This is a genomic window from Flammeovirga sp. OC4, assembly GCF_000812565.1.
Taxonomy (GTDB): Bacteria; Bacteroidota; Bacteroidia; order Cytophagales; family Flammeovirgaceae; genus Flammeovirga.
Genome location: NZ_JTAM01000022.1, coordinates 93771 through 116466, shown reverse-complemented (window position 1 = coordinate 116466; position 22696 = coordinate 93771). Strand labels below are relative to the sequence as shown.

12 protein-coding genes are annotated in these 22696 nt (G+C 35.0%); 9 read left to right on the top strand and 3 right to left on the bottom strand.

The window, feature by feature from the left end:
• Positions 1-5: 5 nt before the first annotated feature.
• The gene (locus PL77_RS14640) at positions 6-1778 is read right to left on the bottom strand and encodes an ATP-binding protein (protein ID WP_172665865.1); all 1773 of its coding nucleotides are present in this window, start codon (positions 1776-1778) and stop codon (positions 6-8) included.
• A gap of 409 nt (positions 1779-2187) precedes the next feature.
• On the opposite strand from PL77_RS14640, the gene PL77_RS14635 reads away from it, so the two are divergent.
• From PL77_RS14635 to PL77_RS14625, 3 genes are all read left to right on the top strand, one after another.
• Positions 2188-3888: an amidohydrolase family protein gene (locus PL77_RS14635; RefSeq protein WP_082026546.1), complete on the top strand. Its 1701-nt coding sequence runs from the start codon at positions 2188-2190 to the stop codon at positions 3886-3888.
• Positions 3889-3931: 43 nt separating this feature from the next.
• Positions 3932-5215, top strand: coding sequence for a carbohydrate porin (locus PL77_RS14630; protein ID WP_052444432.1), 1284 nt, complete (start codon positions 3932-3934; stop codon positions 5213-5215).
• A 103-nt stretch (positions 5216-5318) separates the two neighbouring features.
• Positions 5319-6287: an AraC family transcriptional regulator gene (locus PL77_RS14625; RefSeq protein WP_172665864.1), complete on the top strand. Its 969-nt coding sequence runs from the start codon at positions 5319-5321 to the stop codon at positions 6285-6287.
• Between the two features lie 91 nt (positions 6288-6378).
• On the opposite strand, the gene PL77_RS14620 is transcribed toward PL77_RS14625, so the two are convergent.
• Both PL77_RS14620 and PL77_RS14615 read right to left on the bottom strand, forming a co-directional pair.
• Entirely contained in the window at positions 6379-9054 is a 2676-nt protein-coding gene (locus PL77_RS14620) for an alpha-amylase family glycosyl hydrolase (RefSeq protein WP_082026545.1), read from the bottom strand.
• 487 nt (positions 9055-9541) lie between these two features.
• Entirely contained in the window at positions 9542-10339 is a 798-nt protein-coding gene (locus PL77_RS14615; protein WP_044206648.1) for an SDR family NAD(P)-dependent oxidoreductase, read from the bottom strand.
• A gap of 72 nt (positions 10340-10411) precedes the next feature.
• Here PL77_RS14615 and PL77_RS14610 point away from each other — a divergent pair, with 72 nt between their 5' ends.
• From PL77_RS14610 to PL77_RS14580, 6 genes are all read left to right on the top strand, one after another.
• A complete protein-coding gene (locus PL77_RS14610; RefSeq protein ID WP_044206645.1) occupies positions 10412-10975 on the top strand; it encodes a Crp/Fnr family transcriptional regulator in 564 nt (187 codons plus the stop codon).
• Positions 10976-11052: 77 nt separating this feature from the next.
• Entirely contained in the window at positions 11053-12486 is a 1434-nt protein-coding gene (locus PL77_RS30625; protein WP_052444431.1) for a hypothetical protein, read from the top strand.
• A gap of 202 nt (positions 12487-12688) precedes the next feature.
• A complete protein-coding gene (locus tag PL77_RS14600) occupies positions 12689-13084 on the top strand; it encodes a hypothetical protein (protein WP_052444430.1) in 396 nt (131 codons plus the stop codon).
• A 303-nt stretch (positions 13085-13387) separates the two neighbouring features.
• Positions 13388-14533, top strand: a complete 1146-nt coding sequence (locus PL77_RS14595; RefSeq protein WP_044206642.1) for an endo-1,4-beta-xylanase — start codon at positions 13388-13390, stop codon at positions 14531-14533.
• Positions 14534-14893: 360 nt separating this feature from the next.
• Complete coding sequence (locus PL77_RS14590; RefSeq protein WP_044206639.1) at positions 14894-18901, top strand: ATP-binding protein; 4008 nt, start codon at positions 14894-14896, stop codon at positions 18899-18901.
• A gap of 716 nt (positions 18902-19617) precedes the next feature.
• Positions 19618-22692, top strand: coding sequence for a TonB-dependent receptor (locus PL77_RS14580; RefSeq protein WP_082026544.1), 3075 nt, complete (start codon positions 19618-19620; stop codon positions 22690-22692).
• Positions 22693-22696: the final 4 nt, after the last annotated feature.

Sequence of the window (22696 nt, the reverse complement as noted above, 5' to 3'; positions counted from 1 at the left end):
TTTTGCTAGTGAAGTGGAATACTTATCATTACTGTCAATCCGTAATTGTTTGTGAGATAGAGAACGCCTCTCATCACTTTTACTCTTTGCTTAATATTTTGTATTCCAATACCTGCTTTTTTCAAGGCACTTTTCTCGATACCTGTTCCATCATCTGAATATTTGATGATAAGTTGTCCCTCTTTTTCTTGAAAAGATATTGAAACTTTTTGAGCCTTACTATGCTTTGCTGCATTGACAAAAAGTTCATTAATGATCAAAAAAATATGTTGTAGGAAGGTATTTGGTAAGAGTATATTCTGAGCATTATTCTGAAAAGAATACTGTATATCTTTGGATGAAAACTGAGTTGTTAATTCACTAATTTTTTCTGTCCAATTTTTCTGATGAATACTCGTATTTCTGAGCTGTTTACTGATGGTACTTACTTTTAAAATAGTGTCATCCAAGATAGGTTTCAAAGTTGTATTTGTTGGCGGTAACATTTTTTTTACAACTAATAAATCTGTCCCGATTTTATCATTGATTTCATTACTAATTTTTTGCCTTTCAATTTGTTGACTTTTTGAAATCACCTCTAAATATTCTCTCTGAAATTGAGCTTCTAGTTGAGTTAATCGTCTATTATCATCATAAGTTTGTTTGACTTTTATACCTATTAGAAGTGCGATCATCATAACACTCAAAATACCTCCAACATATATCAATACAGATGATAGAAATGTTCTTTCCAATAGTCCTATATGCGGGCCTGTTACCGATATGAAAAACACAATCATCATTAATATCAGTATTCCAAAAGAAATGAGTGCCATATGATTATTTTTTCGAATAGAGGGAAGGAATAAATGACGAATAATGAAATAAAATAAGATATAGCTTGAAGTAATAATTGATGTATAAAGTATTCCCCAAATCAATGTGACTTGAGGGATAAGGAGAAGAAAAAGCTCTAAGAGGATTAAGTATATATTAATACCAATGAAGATTTTATTCTTAAAAATGTTAGCATTGGTATCTAGAATACTGTCAAAATAATTGAATAAAGCTATAACCAATAAATGATTACCTAAAATTCTAATGAAGTAAGAGAGGTCATTACCTCTCACATAAAAGAGACCAACAAGTGCACCTGATTCTGTTTCAGCAAATAGCATTATCGCAATGAGACTGAAACATAAATATAAGTACCCATTGTTTTTAGAATTAAAGTATAATGATATAAGTATTACTAAAAAAAAGATGGTAATGGTCCTACAGATAATTAAGAAACTACTTTTCTTCTGTTTTTCCTTTAGGAAATTTTGTTTTGATAATAAAATGGGGTTTGACGAAGTGGAACCTCCATTACCAAAAACTTTAAAATAAATTGTTTTACTTTCCCCTTTTTTGAAATCCAATTCAATACTTCTTTCGATTGTTTTTTGATAAACATTTGTTCCCAAGGGATATTTATCATAACCACTTTTCAAACTTGATTGGACGTAAATATCCAAGACAGGAATCATATCATACATAAATGCTAAAACAGTGGATGTATCTTTTGAGGATGCAACCTTAAACCTATACCATTTTTTTTCCGAAAAAGGAGGCAAACTATAGGTCGAGTTAGGCAGTTTTCCCCAATGGTACAATTGAGGTCTTAAGTGTACCAAGGTATCCTCTGTTGAATAGTTCATGACTTCAACATAGGAGTCTATTGCATCACTTTCTGAAAGTGGAAAAGTTTGTTGCCCGAAAGAACAATAAATAGGAAGAAGTAATATAAAAAACTTCAAACACAGAAATTTTAGCATGATAGTCGGTAAAGAGAGAAAATGTGATAACCAGTAGTTAACAAATTTAGTATTTTTTCTTATTGTTAACAACTTTAAAACGAGTTCATGTTAAAGATTCAGTAATGATATTATCTTAATTTCTAACATGATTTGAAACACAAAAAACTCCAAATGATAGCACTTGGAGTTTTCTAACTTTAATTTCTATTTTTAATTTAAATCGATCAAAATTACTCATTTTATATATTCCAAAACATCACCTAAAATGGGGATTTTTTCAGAAATAGAATATTTTATCTGTTTGACGAAAATCTATAACAACCTGCTTTTTTTCTCTAAATGATTGGAGCCTTAAACCATGACCTTTGTAATGTAATCAAACGGAAATCAATCAAATAATTACATTGCTATGAAATCTAAATTATTAAAATTAGTCATTAGTTTCTTTCTATTTCCCGCGTTATTCACTAATGCCCAAGACTATGATTTGGTCATTTTGAATGGACGAGTAATGGATCCAGAAACGATGTTGGACAGAGTATTAAATGTTGGAGTGAAAGATGGTAATATTGCTATTATTACTCCTAAAGAAATTACGGGAGAAAAAACAATCGATGCAGAAGGATTAGTGGTTGCTCCAGGTTTTATTGATACACACTTCCATGCATTGGATGGTCTTTCTTTAAAAATGGCGGCAAGAGATGGTGTGACTACTGGAATGGACCTTGAGATTGGTGCCATCAATATTGATAATTGGTACAAAGCCAAAGAAGAAGCTTGGCCTCTGAATTATGGTACAGGTATTAGTCATGAAGGAATTCGAATACAAGTGCTTGACCCAGAAGTAGAGTTACCTGAGTGGGCCGATGCTCCCGTTTTATTAGGAAAACTAAGGGCCGACGCTTGTGCTGATGGTGATTGTGGCTGGCAGGATACAGAAAGTAATCTGGAGCAACTCAATGAAATATTGAGGCTTGCTGATGAGGCAATGCAGCAAGGTGCTATTGGTTTTAATTCGACTGTAGGGTATATGGTAGATGGTGTGACGACTTTAGAAATGTATAAACTGCAAGAAGTGGCGGCAAATTATGGTCGTGTTTCAACTGCCCATGTCCGTTTTCACGCTAGTCCTAAAAATCCTTCAGCTCCTATTGGTTTTGATGAAATATTAGCGAATGCTTTGGTATTGAATGCCCCTCTCTTATTACAGCATAATAATGATTTTGGTTGGATGGAAAATGAGGATAAACTTCAAAGAGCAAGAGCACAAGGTCATAATGTATGGTCGGAATATTACCCTTATACAGCGGCTTCTACTTCTATTTCATCTTCATTTTTGCAACCTGATATGTATGAAAAAGTATTAGGGGGAGTATACGAAAGAGATATCTATGATCCTATTGATGATAAGTTTTTAAATCAAGAAGATTTCTTAGCGACTCAAGAAAAAGATCCAAGTAGAATTGTGATTATTTATAATCAAAATAGAAAATTATGGATGACCGATTGGTTAAAAATGCCTCATATGACAGTTGCAGCGGATGCAATTTATTCAGGATTAGGTATTGATTCATGGGAGGTTCCTTTTGAAGAGTACAAAGGACATCCAAGAACTGCTGGAACAAGAGCTAAAGTATTAAGATTAGCAAGAGAGAATGGAGTACCTTTAATGTTTAGCCTTTCTCAAATGTCTTATTGGCCAGCTAAACACCTTGGCGATGCAGGATTAGAAGCTATGCAAAAAAGAGGTAGAATGCAGGAAGGAATGGTAGCAGATATCACAATTTTTGACCCTGAAACAGTTGCTGATCAAGCTACTTATAAAGCAAAACAACAAGGTACTCCTTCCACAGGTATTCCTTATGTAATTGTCAATGGACAATGTGTAGTTGAAAATTCTGAGTTCAAGAAGGTTTGGGCAGGTCAACCCATTCGCTATGAGATAACCGATGATTCAAAGCATGTACCATTAAGCAAAGAGTACTGGTTGAAAAAACATGCTATTAATAGTGTTTCTGTAGACGATTGTTCATTACATGCAAATGAGCATAACCACAAACATGATCATGAACATGACGGTCACAATCACGATCATCATCAAGAAAAATAGAAGCTAAAATTTCTTGAAATCGCCGATTATAATACTATTAAAAATGAATAACCTAACTAAAAAAAGCTCTCCTTTAGCAATAAAGGAGAGCCCTAGAAGACTATATTTCTTATTGATGCTGATACTCTTCAATATCTCTTCAAGTTATAGTCAGAATGAAAAAAGTATAACAAGTCCTGCATCTGTTGAAAATCAATTAAAAAGCAATCAAAAAGAGACGGAAAACACAAGTCTTTGGAATGTACTGGATAGTACGGATAATGCTAAAAACAGATTCTACGAGAAATCAGGGTTTATGGTCAATATGGATTACAACTCTCAAGTGATGGGTGCTACATCTGCAGTCAATAATAATGTGGGAGCAAGTGGAGTTTTTAGAGTGTATGGTAAATGGAATTTAGTACGCAATAAAAAAGGAACTTCAGAAGGTGGTTTGGTTTTTAAGTTTGAAAACAGACATAAATATACTGATAATGCATTGAGAGAATTTGGACCTCTTGATGTCGGGTTTCTAGGTTTTATGCAGTCCGTTTATAATGATCAGAAATGGAGAATGACCAATTTATATTGGCGACAAAGTTTTAATAACAATAAGATAGTTTTCTATACTGGTTTTGTGGATGTGACGGATTGGGCCGATGTTCACGCTGCAGCGAGTCCTTGGACAAGCTTCAATAACATTTTGTTCGCAACAGGATCAGGTACTATGGGTGGCATGTTTCCTGATGGATCTATGGGAGCGATGCTGAATGTTTGGGTCAGTGATAATGTGTATTTGGTGGGAAGTATGATTGACATTAACGGAAAAGCCACTGAGTTTTGGAAAAGCTTTGATACTTTCTTTAGTAAATTCGAAACTTTAAAAACCTTTGAAATTGGGTATACACCCGGAATGAAATCTGCTTTCTTGAAAAATATTCATGCTACGGTTTGGCAGGTAGATGCTAGTGAAACTCTGGGTACAAAAAGTGGTTTTGGTGTGATCGGATCTGCAAGTTGGTTGATTGGTACTAAGTTTATGCCTTTTGTAAGAGGTGGATGGGCCAAAGATGGAGGAAGTTTTTATGAAGCATCAGTCAGTGCCGGATTCACTTACAATATCATGGGACCAAATACTTTAGGGGTCGGATTAAACTGGAACCGACCAAGTGAAAGTACTTTTGGGCAGAAACTGAGAGATCAATATGTCTCTGAGATTTTCTACAAATTCAAATTGACGCATCATACAGAACTCACACCGAGTGTTCAATTAGTAGCCAATCCAGCTTTGAATATGAATACTGATTTTACGTCAGTATTCGGACTAAGATTTAGAGCTTTCTTATAAAAAAATTCTAGAGAAGGGAAGGAAATCAGGTTCTTTCCTTTTTCTATTTATTGCTTTTTCCTGCAAAAACCTAGTATATTAGATAATGACCAAAAACGGAAGTATGGATTATCAATATATTATTGAAGGGAACGAACTTGCTCAAGAAGTTGTATATGAAAAAGTAGCCAAAGACTTTAAAGGAGAATGGGATGGAGAACACCTAAGGGTTGAAAACAGTTGGGCTGATATCGATATACATTCATTTACTTTTTTAGATGAAATGTATATTTCTATTTCTACTTTGCATTTTCAAAAACCCGTTTTATTTAAAAGTAGTCGAAGTGAGGATGAACAACCTTACTTTGCTCTAAAAATTGGTTTTACTGGCTCTTTTCTTGGCGATGAACAAAAACATGACTTCAATAACCTCGGTGTATTTTTCTATAATTCTAAACAGAATTTTGAAGTGGAATACCCTGTTGATACGAAGTGTCAATGGCTTTCTATTGTGTTTTCTTTGGAGGTCTATGAAAAGTTTATGGGAAAGCAGAACAGTCAAATTACCCAACTGATTCATGAAGAATCTTCATGGTTCAAGTATTTTCCATTGGATGTAGAGATTGAAAATCTAGTGAAAGCTTTATTTTTCAATTTGGATAAGAAAAGAAGAAGACCGATTCAGTTCTTTACAAAACCCTTAGAAATCATTGGGTTGGTACGTGAAAAAATGGAGAAAGAAGCGAGTGGTTTCAAAAGAAATATTCATGAAGACGACTTGAAAATCATGATGCAGTTGAAAGAACAATACCTCTCCGATTTCACTCAACAACCCAACTTGTCAGACTTAAGTTTTAAATATGGAATGAGTATTTCTAAGTTGAACCGAGTGTTTAAATCTATTTTTGATAAACCCATTTTACAATTCTACAATCAACAAAAAATAGAAGAAGCCTACCGACAAATTAATCGTACCAATAAGAGTATTACAGCTATTTCAATGGACCTCAATTTTACCAATGTAGGGTATATGAGTAAGATGTTTAAAGACGCTTATGGTTTTCCTCCTTCTGAGTTAAGAAATAAGGAATAAATTAAACATATGCTCAGTTGGTATTATAATAAAAAAAACCTCCTTTTCCGTAGTAGAAAAGGAGGTTTTGATCTATTTGAAATAAAATGAATTAGTCCACTTTTACCCAAACTTTTAATGAAACTGCTGGAACAGTAATATCTGCTGAAGATCCACCTTTTAGTTTTCTAAGGTTCTTTTGATCTTTCACACCTTTTTGGATGTTTACAGCATCATTGTTTGCTACTAGCTTCCAGTTTCCTTCTGGCAATTCAATATTTTTGAAAGTAGCTTCTGCATCACCTGTATTCAATAATACAAATACCTTTTGGTCTACGATATAGCCCAATTGATGTTCGTCTTCAGGAGTGATAAACTGATAATAGCCTTCAGGTGCTTTTTCAGCAGTTCTGAACACTTTACCATATTCTGAAAGTCTGAACTCATTCATGCCTTTCCAGAATGCAAACATATTTTTGTAATCGTTGGTATTTCCTTCTTTCGGAGTTTGACCAACAGTCTCCCATGCATATTGATTGGCTGTACGGTGATTGTAAGTATCTCTATAACCGTGCATGTACACTTTGTATCCTTTGTTTGTAGTTTTTACCACTTCTTTCAAAGGAGCATCTGCTTTAGAACGCATGATCTCAGAACCACCGTTGGTTACTAATGGTCCTAATGAAGTATATAAAAGCGTTACCGCAATTTTATAGTTGTCTTGATCTACGCTTGTACGACCATCAAATTTCTCACCACCAAACTGATCGGATAAAGTGAAGTTATCGTGGATATCCAAGTAAGTGATACCAGAGTTAGGAGTCTTATCTTCCTTATTAGAATTTTCTAATCCTTTCATCACACCTTCACGATCGCTCGTTTTACCACCAGCCCATCCACGGTCTGTCAACGGGTCAGATAATTTGAAAACAGGACCTTTGTAAGCACTACGTGAATCATCTTGGAAGAACGTGATTGGAGAGTCATCCTTGTACCAATCCCATGAAGGGTTAGCTTCAAATTCAGGATCATTAGAACCAATCCAAGGCTCACCATAAACGATTTTATCTTGACCGATTGCCTCTTTTAAAGCAATCAAAGTTTGTTGATCTACTTGACCTGCCAAATCAATACGGAAACCGTCAATACCAAATTCTTTGATATAATATTGACATTGGTCGATCAACCATCTTTGTGTCATTGGGCGGTTTTCAGTTTTCACCTCGTTACCGTAATCACCAATATGCTCAAGATCTTTTGTTCTATAATAATACTGTTTATCAATACCATTGAAGTTGAAGATCCAGTCATTGCCGTCCATGTTCTCCGCAGTGTGGTTCGGTACAATATCAATAATTACCGCTACACCTTCGTCATGAAATGCTTGCACAAGGTCCCTGAACTCATTACGCTCTTCGCCTGGTTCTTTACCTACAGTACGGTACCTTGTTTCCACTGCCATAGCGTGTGAAGTTCTGTAACCCCATTGATAATTCTCTTCACTTACGCCTTGTGAGATCATGTACTCATCATTCTCAAAAGAAGCTTTCCAGTCGTCTGTAGGGTAATGTAAATACTCTTGGATAGGCATAAGGTGAACTACATTGATTCCTAAATCCAATAAGTAATCGAAACCAATTTTCTGTCCTTTAGAGTTCTTCAATCCTTTTTTAGTCACTGCAGGAATACGTCCTTTGATACTTTCATCAACAGGAAGACGATCAGTGAAATCTTGTACGTGCACCTCATAAGCAATTACATCTTCCATGGCAGGAATACCGTTGGCTAAAGGAGTGGCAGGTGTAGTTCTGTGCCAGATTCTACATTTACCCCAAGTGTCATCACTTACACGTGTATAAGGGTCAGAAACGTGTGCTTTTGTTGTTTCATAAAACAAGTTACCCGGATCTTGGTGTCCATGAATCGTAAAATCATACCAAACGCCATGAAGATCTTTATCGAAGAAAGCTTCCCAAACACCGTCTTCATCTTCTTTCATGTCAATTACTTCATACGCTTTAGTGTCATCTTTATCCTTGTATAAATAAAGTTTTACTAGCGTAGCTCTTGGAGCAAAAAGGCGTACAGAAGTTTTACCATTATCGATATTAGCTCCTAGTTCTTTAGTAGAGAACGTTTCTCTAAACCATCCATCGTAAGAACATAAAGCGGATAATTTTTGAGAAGGAATATGTAAGTAATACACTCTCTTTTTATCCAAAGGAACTTCAGGAATAATCAATGTTGTTGTTGCTTCGTTAGGTAAAACACCTTTTACTTTGATGGTGTCACCTTCTGCAGATGTAATGATATAGGCTTCAGGTTTCAATGGCCTTTCACCGACTACATTTGCCCAGATTAATCTTTCATTTTTTAGTTCTGCTTTAAGGCCTGGAAGAATAGTATTTTGCATGAATACTAAATTACCGGCATTTGTGTTAGGAGATACATCAGTAGGACTCAACCATTCACCTTCATTGATTCTAAACTTGAACTCCGCTTGAGGAGAAATTACGTTAAAATCCTTGTTATTGAAAGTAAGAATCCATTGACCACCGATTTTTTTTAGTTGCCATTCTTCATTGTCCATGTCTGTGTCCCATCCTCTAAATGAACCCGTAACAACTACTTTGGTAGGCTTTTGGTTGTAGATGCCTTCATCAAAGATAAAGGAAACTTCATCACTAAAAATAGCATAACCTTGCTTGACTTGCTGCCCAGTGAATGATTGTCCAAACCCGATACTGGCAAGTAGTAGGAAAGCAAAAATTAGAATACTTTTTTTCATTTTCAACTTATAAATATTGAGATTGTGCTAATAAGTACCAAGACAAAATTATTGCACATGAACACCCCTTATTGTTGTACGTTTACAGCCTCAAAAGGCAACTATTAATTTGTTTTCTAGGCGAATAGTCACTGAAACAATAGTAGATTTTTCTTTCACATTAGTCTTGACTTGATACTTAAAGTTAAGTGAAAATGATGAATAAAAGATGACTATTAAGTAACCAAGAAATAAAAAAAGTATCGCAACCGAATGCAATACTTTAAATTCTAAATTTTTTTCAATCTTTTAATAATTTAATACAAAATGTGCAGCAATTTAATTTGAAATATTATGATAAATTCCATCTGATAGAACCATTTATCAAATTGTAAATCTTAACACTTTTCACTTTAAGGCCAAGTAAAGCACTACCAGACGAATTGGGTAGAAAGTCTATTGGCACGAATAAATATTATACATATTCGATAATTAGTTTACAGTGTATTTAAGAAGCTATAATAGTTTTCGTAAGAACAGTCAAAGCCTCCATTTTTACAGAATCATAAGCATCTGAGTGTGCTCTTCCATAGTGTCCCGCATCATTGTCGAAGTATTCTCCTGAATGTTGTTTATGTTCATCCTTAATCGTCAAATCATAAAGAATATTTCCACCTTTATCAGCAGGAGACCAATGCTTGCCGTAAGCCTCTTTCACCATTCTAGTATTTAATAAAGATCCTGGATTGACAGCAATTACAGTGATCTCATTTCTTTTTCCGGAAAGGTCAAAACTCCACATGGTCAAGGCTAATTTACTTTGAGCATAAGTGGTATTTTCAGATAAGGTTTCTTTTCCCTCTAACGCTAATAATGATACAGGAGATTGTGCAGCCGAACTTAAATTAATAATACGAGCATCATCTCCTTTTATGATCGGAATTAGTTTTTCGGTAAGTAGATAAGGAGCCAAATAATTGACCACAAAACGAAGATCTAAACCTTGTGAATTGGTAGGTTCAGGGCTTTTATAGACACCAGCATTATTGATTAAAACATCAAGGTGATGCACTTTTTGTAAAATATCAGTAGCTAATTGTTCCACTTGATCCAGTTCTGATAAGTCGGCGACAAAACCACCCACATTTTGATTATGGCTTTCTTTTTGAATAGCTTCAATGACCGATTTTACTTTTGATGGGTTTCTGCCATGAATAAATACAGAGTGACCATCTTTAGCTAATTTCAAAGCAGCAAGTTTACCTATACCATCTGTACTTCCTGTGATAAGAATAGTTTTTTTCATTTTTGAATTATAGTTTGTCTAATTTAATAAATTACTTCTGTTCTAGTGTCTAAATCCTATTAAATTCTACTTATGCAAAATCTACTCAATACAATAGAAACAAAAATCAAATTAACCCCTGTTCTCAAAACAGCCCTTGAAACCTCTTTCCAAAAAGTAATGATACAAAAAGGAACTGTTATTTTGGAAGAGGATACCACTGCACGTTTTCTTTATTTTATAGATAAAGGAGTATTACATAATTATTATTATCATGATGGAAAACAGATAAGTTCTTGGTTCTATACAGAAAACCACTTTATCACTGCTTGGTACAGTTTCTACGCACAGCAACCTAGTTTTGAAGCCATTGAATGTTTGGAAGATTGTGAATTATACCGCATTAGTTATACTGATTACCAAAAACTAATTAAGGACTTTCCCGAATTCAATACTTTCGCTCGATTGCTTTCAGAAGAGATGCTGATGATCATTGATCAAATTTCAAAAAACTGGTCTTTTCTCACTGCAAAGCAAAAATATGAGGTCTTGCAAAGTTATTTCCCTCAGATAGAATTAAGAGTAAAGCTGGGGCTGATCGCTTCTTTTTTGGGTATTTCACAAGAGACTTTGAGTAGATTGAGAGCTCAGAAATAGTTTTTGACATAGATCAAAAAATCATAATTTTTCTCCCCATACCTTTGAACTAACATTAAATCATCACCTGACAAAACATGAAATTATTGAATAAATCACTTTTCTATTCTTTACTATTCAGTATTGGAACTCAATCTTGTAAAACCATCAATACACAAGATCAAGATGTAGAAGTTCAACTGTCTGCTGTTTCTTATAATGGAAATATCAAACAGATCATAAACAACAATTGCTTTTACTGTCATTCGGGAGAAACTCCAAGTGCGGGAATGGATCTTACCACTTATGATAATCTAGTAGAGGCCGTAAAAAACAGAGGTCTTCTCAATAGAATTAACAATGCTTCTAACCCAATGCCTCAAAGCGGTTTGATGATGAAAGAAGATCGCTTAAAGTTGAAGGAATGGGCAGAAAAGAATTTCCCATTAGAAGCCAATACTAATTCAATTAACACTGTAAAAACACCAACTATGTATTATAAAGCCCCAGAAATTACCCCAATCAATATAGATAATGAAGGATTTGATTTTATGACCAAAATGCAAGGACATTGGGTGGGAGATATCTTCCTCTTAGGTCAGAAGATTCCTTGGTTTACCTTTGATTTCAGAGCCATCAATACTTCCCAAATTCATGGTTTATTTGAAGGTGGTACGATGGGAAATTTGTTTAATACTTTCTTTGTCGCTGAATATAAAGGAGTGAAAACTATCATGCTCAGAAACGGCGGAATCCTAGCTGATATCTATCGTACAAGCTATTTTGTATTAACTGAAGTCTCCAATAACGAATATCTTTTTGTGGATGCTTACGGTGGAAAAGACATCATGTGGGTAAAGGTGAGTTTTAAAGATAATAAGATGAAAATGGTTTCATATACCAGTAGAATGGGTTCCAACAAACCTAGTAAACACATGGAGTTTAATGGGGCACTTCTACATTCTGATTTAGCTCAAAAAGCATCTGAAAAATATAATTTCCCAACAAAAGAAGTAGTAAAACGTTTTCCAAATGGAATGCCTTTGGCAGATTGGGGAGAGCAATATCCCGTAGTGACGTCGGCAAGTTATATGATGCAGGCAGGAGATAAGAGTTATGCTGAATTAGGAGAGTTGGCACAAGACCCAATTCAAATTAACGATATTGAAAATATTGCGACAGTAGATCTATCCTTCAAAAGATCAGATCTGAGTAAAGACAATAAAATCAGTGTTTACTTATCAAGAGAACCGTTGACGGATAACAAAGGTAATTTTAAAACAGAGTACGGTTATATCTCAGAAAAAATGATGAATGAAGTACTTCTTTTCCCTGAAATCTCTAAAAGCCAAAATGATTTTCAATTGACTTATCTTCATGAAGGAAAATGTTATTTGACTTTCGTGATTGACAATAACCAAGATATGACACCAGGAAAAGGAGATTATTACAGTGAAAGTCTAGCATTGGATTTGAAAGCTGGAGCCCCTTTAAAAATTGAAGTGGATAATATTTTGAAGACGATCAATTAGAAAATTAAGGATGAAATTACTTCCTTTTTTAAACACTAATTATAAATAATACCATTAACTATAATTAGTGTTTTGCTTATGTACTTTACTATTTTTCTATTTAAGTTTTATTAGATAATAATCATAGTTTAGATAATGAATGACTTGATATTTACTGTTAAATTGTTTCATATATAAATGATATGATTTTTTAACTAAAACTATGAAATTTAGACTTATAATTCAATTCTGTATTTTATTAACGATTCTACCTATCTTTATTACAAGTTGTGCAAGTACAGGTTTTCTAATGGCCAAACCGAAAGTGATCCTTTTAGGAAAAACTTATCCTCCAAAAGATGAACAAGAGACAATTGATGTTTATTTTACAAAAAAGCCAGATAAAAACTATGTGGAGTTTGCAAGAATAACATGTGCAGACACAAGTGATAAATGGTGCCTTCAACAAATATCTAAAAAGGCAAAGACTCTTGGTGCTGATGGAATCATAATTATTGGAAAAGCTGACTCTTATGGTATGGGTGTTCCGATAGGAAATTTAACTTATATGTCTTATGATGACTATGGAATGGAGGCAATTGCTATTAAATACAAATAGTAAAAAATTATGAATTAGTGTAGTGTTCAGCGAAGCGACACTTGTGCTTGTAATTGTAAAAAGTCTGTAGACTTTTAGGTACATCATGGAATCTAAAAGTCTACAGACTTTTTCCAGAAGTAGGTCCAAGTCACGCATTCAGCTTAAGACTTGAACCAGTTCAAAGGCTTAATAAGATGCTATTTATAAGCAATCCCTCCCATTAATTTGACTTTAACCAAATAAATAGCTAAATAGTAGTGTCGAAACAAAAAAGCTATTATAACCAAATTGACTACTGTTTAATTTAAAATTTTCATTAAAATGAAAACGATTAGTCATGTGCTGTTATTAGCAGTACTTTTGGTATCCCTTAGCTGTCAGAATCAATCCACAAAAAAAGAATCTACTACACCAACTCTTAAAGAAGCATTTGAAGGAAAGTTTCTCTTAGGCACTGCTTTGCATGTAGATCACACCAATGGAGTTCGCAAACAATCCGCTGATTTAGTAGAACAACAATACAATTCTATTGTCGCTGAAAATTGTATGAAACCTGAAGAAATACATCCTTCTAAAGGCGTTTACAATTTCAAAGAAGCCGATCAATTCGTTGAGTACGGAGAGAAAAACAACATGTTTATTGTAGGGCATACGTTGGTATGGCACTCACAAGTTCCTGATTGGTTCTTTTTAGACGATGAAGGAAATACTGTATCTAGAGAACAGTTGATTGAAAGAATGAGAGATCACATTTATACCGTAGTGGGAAGGTACAAAGGAAGAGTACAAGCATGGGATGTTGTCAATGAAGCGATTGATGATAAAGAAGGACTTCGTAAAAGTAAATGGCACCAAATCATTGGTGAAGATTTTATTGAATTAGCTTTCAAATTTGCTCATGAGGCGGACCCTGATGCTGAGTTATATTACAATGACTATTCTTTGATTTTACCCCACCGAAGAGCAGAAGCTGTCAAATTAGTCAAGAATCTGATTGATAAAGGCATCAGAGTGGACGGTATCGGTATGCAGGCACATTATGGTATTGATTATGTAAAAATTCCTGAGTTTGAAAAGAGTATTACAGATTTTGCATCACTTGGCGTAAAGGTGATGTTGACAGAATTGGATATTTCTGTTTTACCTTTCCCAACGGAAGAAATCTCAGCAGAAATCTCTCAAAAATATGCATTAGTACCAGAGTTTGACCCTTATACTTCTACGCTTCCAGATAGTATGCAGACCAAATTGGCTCAAAATTATGTAGACCTTTTCAAAGTGCTTTTAAAGCATCAAGAGAAAATCGGAAGAGTGACGTTCTGGGGCGTGAATGATGCTCATACTTGGAGAAACAATTGGCCGATTGAAGGAAGAACCGATCATCCTTTACTATTTGATCGAAACAACCAACCTAAGAAAGCTTATCATGCAGTATTGGAATTGGCAAATTCACCTACAGAAGGGTAATTAATTGCCAGAATAAGCGGTGATCACGATGAATAATGAATCAAATCCTACTTGAAATTTTATAAATGAGTTTATTCTCTGTATAATTATATAAGTACTAGGACAAAAGTAAACGGACAAAATATCGTGCACCATGACTGAAGCCATGGGCTGGTGATATTGCCTCCGACAACACTAAAGTGTTGCCTCCGTTTTCAACCTTCAAGACTTTAGTCTTGGTTAGGTTACTGTATTACCTGCCCATAGTTTTAACTATGGTGCACGAAGCACCTAATTACTTTTTTCCTAGTACTTAGTATGAAATCAAATCGTGATCACTTTTTATCATTTAGATAATAACCTTCACTTCAGTACTGATTTATGAATTATTATTTACTATTACTTTTAACTTTTTTATCCCTATCGGTTCACGGCCAGCAAAACGACTTTATTCAACTGAATTTAAAAGCCGATGGAAGGCCAATAACAGATATCAATAAAGATCAGCAAGGCTTTTTATGGGTGGGGACTTTTGGAAATGGTATTTATAGATATGATGGGTTGAATTATGAATTGTTCAACTACACCTTTTCTGATTCTTCAAAAATCAATGATAATTTTATAAGATGCTCGATTATTGACCAACACCAGCAACTATGGGTGGGAACCAACAAGGGGATCAGTTATTTTGATGCCCAAAAAGATAAGTTTACAGCAGTTCATATTCAAAGTGAAATGGATGTTGTGACTTTTGAAATGATTGAAACCCCTGATCATTCGTTACTTTTAGCCACTAACTCAAAAGGAATTTATATAAAGTCAAAGGAGAATAAGGTTGATTTCTATCCTTTGAACCTCTCTGTTGATGAATACTTTAAAATCACCTCAATTGCTACAAAAGATAATACACATTATTATTTAGCGACAAATCAAGGACTCTTCGTTTTTGATTATGTTTCTAAATCATTTTCGAAGGTAAAACATCAAAATTTACCTTCTTCTATCAGTATTCAAAAAGTATATTTTTCTGAGGATGGAACACTTTGGATTGGAACAGTAGAGTCGGGTATTTATACCATAAAAGAAGATAAAGTGACGGTTTACCCAATCACCACAACACGTATCATGGATTTTTGTGAGAGTGATTGGGGCGTTTTTGTCGCTACTGAAAACGATGGGATCTTTATTTTTGATCAGAAAAACGGACAGCAATACACTCATTTGGAGAGTAATGCCAAAGAAAATAATTCTCTCTCTTCTAATTCTGTTTGGTCGTTACATGCTGTTGATCAATCAAAAATATTGATTGGTTATTATGAGTTCGGAATTGGTTTGTTTGATCCCAACTTTTATAAATTCAAGCATTTAACTCATGATCCTTACAATAAAAACTCATTGGCTACTTCATCTGTCAATAGCATCATTTCAAGTCAAAAAAATAAACTTTGGATAGGGCAAGATGGTGGTGGAGTCACAGTTTATGATCAAAAGAGAAATCAATTTACAACAATCAATACCCTTCAAAATAATCTCTTTAATGGATTGGAAAGTGATGCAGTACAATCTGTTTTTAAAGACAGTAAAGGACAAACTTGGGTGGCTACTTGGGGTAATGGTATCTACCTGCTTCCCAAACATCAAACCTCATTTATCAACTACACAAAAGACAACTCGGATCTATCCTCAGACCGTGTGATTTTCTTTGATGAAGACAGTAAAGGAAGGGTTTGGATTGCTACTTTTGATAGAGGTGTCAACTATTTTGATCCCCAAGATGATAAAATTTATTACCCTAATTATGGAGAGTTTGTGTCTAATAGTTTGTCGACAAAAGATGTCAGAAACGTGTGTATTGATGATCAGGATAATGTTTGGGTGGGAACGACAGAAGGGCTGTTTTTTATTGATACACATCACTCAGAGTTTAAGGTGCAAAAGGTGCTTGATCAGCAGTTAGGAGGTGATAATATATTATCGCTTTACATTAGCAGGGAACAACAGTTATGGATTGGAACAGATGGGGCAGGGTTGTTTAAATACAATCTGAAAACGAAGGAATTATCACCTTATTTTAGTAATAATAAAGTAGATAGAAAGGTAATTTGTGGTATAGCTGAAGATAAATCCGGTAACATTTGGTTGACGAGTAAAAACGGAATTGCGGTCATTCAGAAGTGGAACGACAGCATTCGTTATTTCTCTAAAAAAGATGGATTAGTGTCTGAAACCTTTAATTATAATGCCATCGATTATGATGCGGTTACCAATACGATTTATACTGGAACGATCGAAGGTTTAAATTACATCAATGCTTCCATCATTCAACCTCAAGAGTGTGATGCTGAGATTTTCTTCAATTCCATCAGCATACATCAAACTAATTTTCAGAATGACATAGAACAAATCAAAAAGAAAATCAAGGATGGGGAGGAGATAACTTTGTCACAAGAGGAAAACATTTTCTCAATTAATTTTACAGGAATTGACTTTCCCTATTCAGATAAAATCGACTTTGCTTATTATTTAGAAGGGCCGGAAAAATCATGGAATTATGTAGGGGCTGTCAGAAATGTGACTTACACTTCTTTGCCGAGAGGAGAGTATGTTTTTCATTTAAAAGGAATGGATAACAATGGGGTTTGGACACCCGAAAAGACAATAACAATTAAAGTCTTGCCATATTGGTACCAATCCAATTTGGCCATTTTAGTGTATGTATTATTGTTTTTGTGTGGCCTTTTCGTTTTGAATAGATTGATGAAGGCAAGAGTTCAAATTTTGGAAGAAGCCAAAGGTGAACGTGAAAGGCGATTGCAAGAAGAGGAGTTGACAAAGGCAAAACTTCAGTTTTTTACGAACATCTCCCATGAGTTTAGAACGCCACTGACATTGATTTTGAATCCCATTTCAGATATGATATCTGGTCAGTTTTCAACACAACAGTTGAGAGAAAAGAATGTCTCAATTTATAGAAATGCTCTTCGTTTGAAACACCTTATAGATGAGTTGATGGATTTTAGAAAGTTGAATTCAAAGAATATTAGCTTGAAAACACAGTTACTCAATCCCGAATTGGTAGTTGAAGAAGCGATATTATTCTTTGAAGAGGAGGCCGAAAGTAGGCAGATTGAAATTTCCATTACAAGAGATTATAATAAAGAGATAAAAATCTATCTAGATGAAAGCATGATTGAGAAGATCATCTTTAATCTGTTTTCAAATGCGTTTAAATTAATGGATCAAGAAGGTGAAATCAATATCAATCTTTCACTTGTGGAGCATTACCTAAGAATCTCAGTACGAGATACGGGGCCAGGTATACCAAGTGAAAACCTTGATAAGGTATTCGACCGTTTCTATCAAGTAGATTCACATCAAGATGCTTATTATGGAGGAACTGGTGTTGGTTTGGAGGTTGTCAAACAGTTTGTAGAATTACACAAAGGAAGGATTTCTGTAGAAAGTGAAGTGAATGTGGGGACGACTTTCCATCTTGATTTTCCAGTGGGGAAAGACCACCTTTCAGCTGATCAGATTTTTGATAAGGAAGCATTGAATAGAAAGAAGTATGTATTGGCAGTAGGACAGCAAAAGTCTACAGCTACTACAATCTCGAATTCTACCAAAAAGCAATCCGTATTGCTTGTAGAAGACAATTATGAATTGCGTTCTTATCTAAGAGAAGCATTACAAGAACACTATCAAATTGTAGAAGCTCCTGATGGCGTAAACGCTCTTGAAATTCTTGAAAATAGAAATATTGATATCGTTATATCAGATGTAATGATGCCAAATATGGATGGATTTACTTTATGTGAGAAAGTAAAAACGAACCTTAAGATCAGCCATGTGCCTATGATTCTTCTGACTGCCAAAAATGACCAAGAAGACAAAATCAAAGGCATACATCTTGGTGCAGATGCGTACATCCAAAAGCCATTTGATTTGGAGCTATTGCACGTTACCATCAAACAATTGTTGAAGTCAAGACAGCTAATTTTTGATCGATTTATTGGCAAATACCAAGAGGAAGGGTTTGAGAAAACGAATACAACAAGCGTTGATCAAGAGTTTTTGAAAACCATCACTGATTATGTGTATGAAAACCTCTCTGATTCCAATATGAACGTGGAACAATTGGCCGAAGTACTACATTTAAGTAGAAGTCAGTTGTACAGAAAAATCAAAGCATTGACGGGTTTAACGGCGACAGTATTTATCAAAAGAATTCGATTGGAACAAGCCCGCAAATTGATATTGGCAGGGAATAATAATATGAGTGAAGTGGGTTATCAAACCGGTTTCTCTTCTCCATCTTATTTCACCAAATGCTATAAAGAGTATTTTAATATTCTCCCTACTCAGGAAATGAAAGAGATGGAAGATTAAGAACAAGAAACATATTTATTGTAAAGAAGAACTCGGTGTTACATCGAGTTTTTTTTGTGGCTATACAATTGGTGCTTCGTGCACCATAGTTAAAACTAGGGGCAGGTGATACTTCAACCTTATCAAGACTGAAGTCTTGAAGGTTCAAAACGTAAACATCACTTTAGTGTTGTTGGAGTCAGTATCACTTGCCCATGACTTTAGTCGTGGTGCACGATATTTTGATTTGCATTATACAACACGTTTTTAAAATGATTTTTTTAAGTGATAGTCCTAAAATAAATGAAGCACGCCTTGTGAAAAATGTTGCAAAACAGCCTCTCAGCGTCATTATTGATATATTTAGCTCCATTTTTATTATTTGTATAAAGTACAATTCTACAACTTGCAGTATGAAAAAAAAGTCAAGCGAACAAAATGTTCACTCTAGGAAATTAGTAGTACTAGAGGTCTTGGTTATAACTAGTTTGGTTGGTCTTATTATTCTTTTTGTGTCATTGACATAGAAAATAAGCCAATCGTTTCGACACAATTAACAAGCCTATCTAAGGCATATTTTTTTACTATAATAAAGTTGATGAATAAAATGAAACGGACTTTTACTTAAAAATATTTCGACTTCTAATGTACGCTAACTCTTACTATTCACTGTATTTTGAAAGTTTCTCAGTAAACCCACAAATACAGCTTCTGATGAATTTAACATAGAACATGAAATGAACAATTACTTATGTAGGGTAGGTGTTTCGAATAAGGTACGCCTCCTGATAACTCTATTTTGCATTCTTCTATTTCCTAAACTTCTCTATGCTCAAGATGCAAAAATCATTAAAGGTGTTGTTGTTGATAGCAGTAATGACATGCCCTTACCAGGTGTAAATGTCTACATTGTAGGGACTACTATTGGAACAATTACCAATTTTGATGGTGCTTACTCAATTGAAGTACCTGTAGATAAAACAGAGTTACGTTTTAAGTATATCGGGTACATTGAGAAAACAATATCCATAGGAACTAAAGCAGAAATCAATATTTCACTTAATGAAGATGTGAAACAATTGGAAGAAATTGTAGTGGTAGGCTATGGTACTCAAGAAAGAGCTAAAGTGACCGGTGCTATTGCTACTGTAGATTCAGAACTGATTACTTCTACGCCTGTTTATACTGCAGATCAGGCTTTACAAGGTAGAGCAACGGGTGTGTCAGTAACCAATAATGGTTCACCTGGTAGTGACCCTATCGTGCAAATTCGTGGTGTGATGGGTACCAGTGGAAATAACCCCTTGATCGTTGTAGATGGTATTATTGTACAAGGTTTGGGGGATTTGAACCCATCAGATATTGAGACGATGTCTGTACTAAAAGATGCCTCAACTACGGCTATTTATGGTGCTCAGGGTGCCAATGGTGTAGTAGTAGTGACAACTAAAAAAGGTAAATCTGGTGATATCAAAATTGATGTTGATGGATATAGAGGTGTTCAGTCTGTCCAAAAGCAAAATGATGTAATGTCGCGTGACGATTATATCGCTTACTCTAAAATGTGGGGTAATGCAGCAGAAGGACGATTGGAAGATCCCAAATATGCTGATATCAGTAAGTACAATACCAATTGGCAAGATGAGATCTTTCAACAAGGCATCATAGAAAATTATAATATTGGATTATCTGGAGGTGGAGAGAACACCAATTACCGTATCAGTGGTAATTACATGAACCAAGAAGGGGTATTGAAAAATACAGGAATTGAACGTTTTATGTTCAGAGCCAACTCAAACTATACGAAGGGAAGATTAAAAGTAGCACAGACGTTCTCGGTTTCTAGTACAGAGAAAAAGCCAGAACAAACTAGTGCAGGGCGTTCAGCATTAGAACATGCCATCAAAATGCCTCCTTACCTTACCGTATACAATGCAAGCAATCTAGGTGGTTATCAAGGTACAGATATTCAATTGGATGGTCAAGATGCAGAAAACCCAGTGAGAGTATTGGAGCATACAGAAATTTCTAACCGAAGAGTGAATTTAATGGGTACGCTTTCTGCAGAAGTAGAACTATTCCAAGGTTTCTCTATTAAAGGGCAAGGTGGTATTGATTACTTCAATTATACCAATGATTTATTCTCTCCTGCTTATGACGATGGATCAGCATTGGCTCGTCCTTCAAGATCATTGATTGAAAAAGGATACGGATCACATGCTATGATGACATTGATCGGTCAAGCCAATTACAGCCGTCAATTCGGGAAGCACAATGTAAATGCAGTATTAGTAGCAGAGCGTATTGAAAAGAAAAATATGAATGCGGGTACATCAAGTTTTAACGAAATCACAAATGAAATCAAGAACACTACAAATACTGATCTTACCGGTGGTTCTTTCGAAGTAGGTTATGGAAAACTAGGGTACTTAGGTCGTGTGAATTATGATTATGATGGAAAATACTTATTTGCTGCTTCATACAGACGTGATGCCTCTTCAAGATTTGGTGTTAATAACAGATGGGCAGGATTCTATTCTCTTTCATTAGGTTGGAATGTATTGGATGAAGCATTTATCCCTGAAACTAATTGGATGTCTCAATTAAAGCTAAGAGGTAGTTACGGTTCAGTAGGTAATGACAATATTGGTGATTACAGATATTCAGCTTCTATCGTTTCAGGAAATCACCGCTATGTATTTGGTGGAGCGAATGGCGTTTATCAAGCCTTTGGTACAACTGCAGGTAACTTGCCAAACCCAGATTTGAAATGGGAAACTACTTACATGACCAATGTTGGTGTGGATTTAGGTTTCTTTGAAGACCGCTTGACGTTATCGGCTGAATATTATAAAAATGAGAGTAATGACCTTTTGATCAATGTAAGACAAGTGTCATCGATTGGTGGGGTAAATGCTACTCAAGCTAAAAATGCAGGTTCAGCACAAGTAAGCGGTTTTGAATTCAATTTAGGTGTAAAAAATCAGGAAAAAGCATTGCAATGGGCTGTAAATATGAACATCAGTACCATGCAAAACAGAGTGAATGATTTAGGTGGTGAAACACTGTTTGAAGGCTATTACGAAAACAACGGATCTATTTTGAGAAGTGTTGAAGGAGAGCCATTAAGACACTTCTACGGTTATCAAACGGTTGGTATTTTCAGATCATGGGAAGAGATTTATACTTCTCCAATCCAAACCTCTAACACTGCTCCTGGTGACATTAAATTCAGAGATATTTCAGGACCTGACGGTGTACCTGATGGGGTGATTGATCATCATGACAGAACCATTATTGGTAACCCTACACCAGATGTTGTTTTTGGTTTGAATATGGATTTCAATTACAAAAACTTTGATTTGAACATCTTCTTCAACGGTACTTATGGCAATGAAATTTACAACACTACAAGATGGTACTTGGAAGGCGGTCAACGTTTTTTCAATGCTAATCCTATGATGTTGAATGCATGGACACCTGAGAATCCAGATTCAGATGTACCAAGATTAAACGAGTCGGGTGACAACTTAAGAACTTCAGATCGCTTTGTAGAAGACGGTTCTTATATCCGATTGAAAAACGTGACATTGGGCTATACTTTACCGAAGAATGTATTATCAAAATACATCTCTAGATGTAGGTTCTATGTGAGTGGTCAAAACCTATTTACAATTACAAATTACTCAGGTTTAGATCCTGAAGTAGGAGCGGCTGCAGCAAGTGGCAATAACCCTGCAGAGACTGGAATTGATAGAGGTAACTACCCAACTCCTGTTACAATCATTGGCGGTTTACAATTAAACTTCTAGAATC

What these genes read in the sequence shown, in the direction of transcription:
- PL77_RS14635 (WP_082026546.1), top strand. Translation starts at nt 2,188, where the DNA reads ATGAAATCTAAATTATTAAAATTAGTCATTAGTTTCTTTCTATTTCCC.
- PL77_RS14630 (WP_052444432.1), top strand. Translation starts at nt 3,932, where the DNA reads ATGAATAACCTAACTAAAAAAAGCTCTCCTTTAGCAATAAAGGAGAGC.
- PL77_RS14625 (WP_172665864.1), top strand. Translation starts at nt 5,319, where the DNA reads ATGGATTATCAATATATTATTGAAGGGAACGAACTTGCTCAAGAAGTT.
- PL77_RS14620 (WP_082026545.1), bottom strand. Translation starts at nt 9,054, where the DNA reads ATGAAAAAAAGTATTCTAATTTTTGCTTTCCTACTACTTGCCAGTATC.
- PL77_RS14615 (WP_044206648.1), bottom strand. Translation starts at nt 10,339, where the DNA reads ATGAAAAAAACTATTCTTATCACAGGAAGTACAGATGGTATAGGTAAA.
- PL77_RS14610 (WP_044206645.1), top strand. Translation starts at nt 10,412, where the DNA reads ATGCAAAATCTACTCAATACAATAGAAACAAAAATCAAATTAACCCCT.
- PL77_RS30625 (WP_052444431.1), top strand. Translation starts at nt 11,053, where the DNA reads ATGAAATTATTGAATAAATCACTTTTCTATTCTTTACTATTCAGTATT.
- PL77_RS14600 (WP_052444430.1), top strand. Translation starts at nt 12,689, where the DNA reads ATGAAATTTAGACTTATAATTCAATTCTGTATTTTATTAACGATTCTA.
- PL77_RS14595 (WP_044206642.1), top strand. Translation starts at nt 13,388, where the DNA reads ATGAAAACGATTAGTCATGTGCTGTTATTAGCAGTACTTTTGGTATCC.
- PL77_RS14590 (WP_044206639.1), top strand. Translation starts at nt 14,894, where the DNA reads ATGAATTATTATTTACTATTACTTTTAACTTTTTTATCCCTATCGGTT.
- PL77_RS14580 (WP_082026544.1), top strand. Translation starts at nt 19,618, where the DNA reads ATGAACAATTACTTATGTAGGGTAGGTGTTTCGAATAAGGTACGCCTC.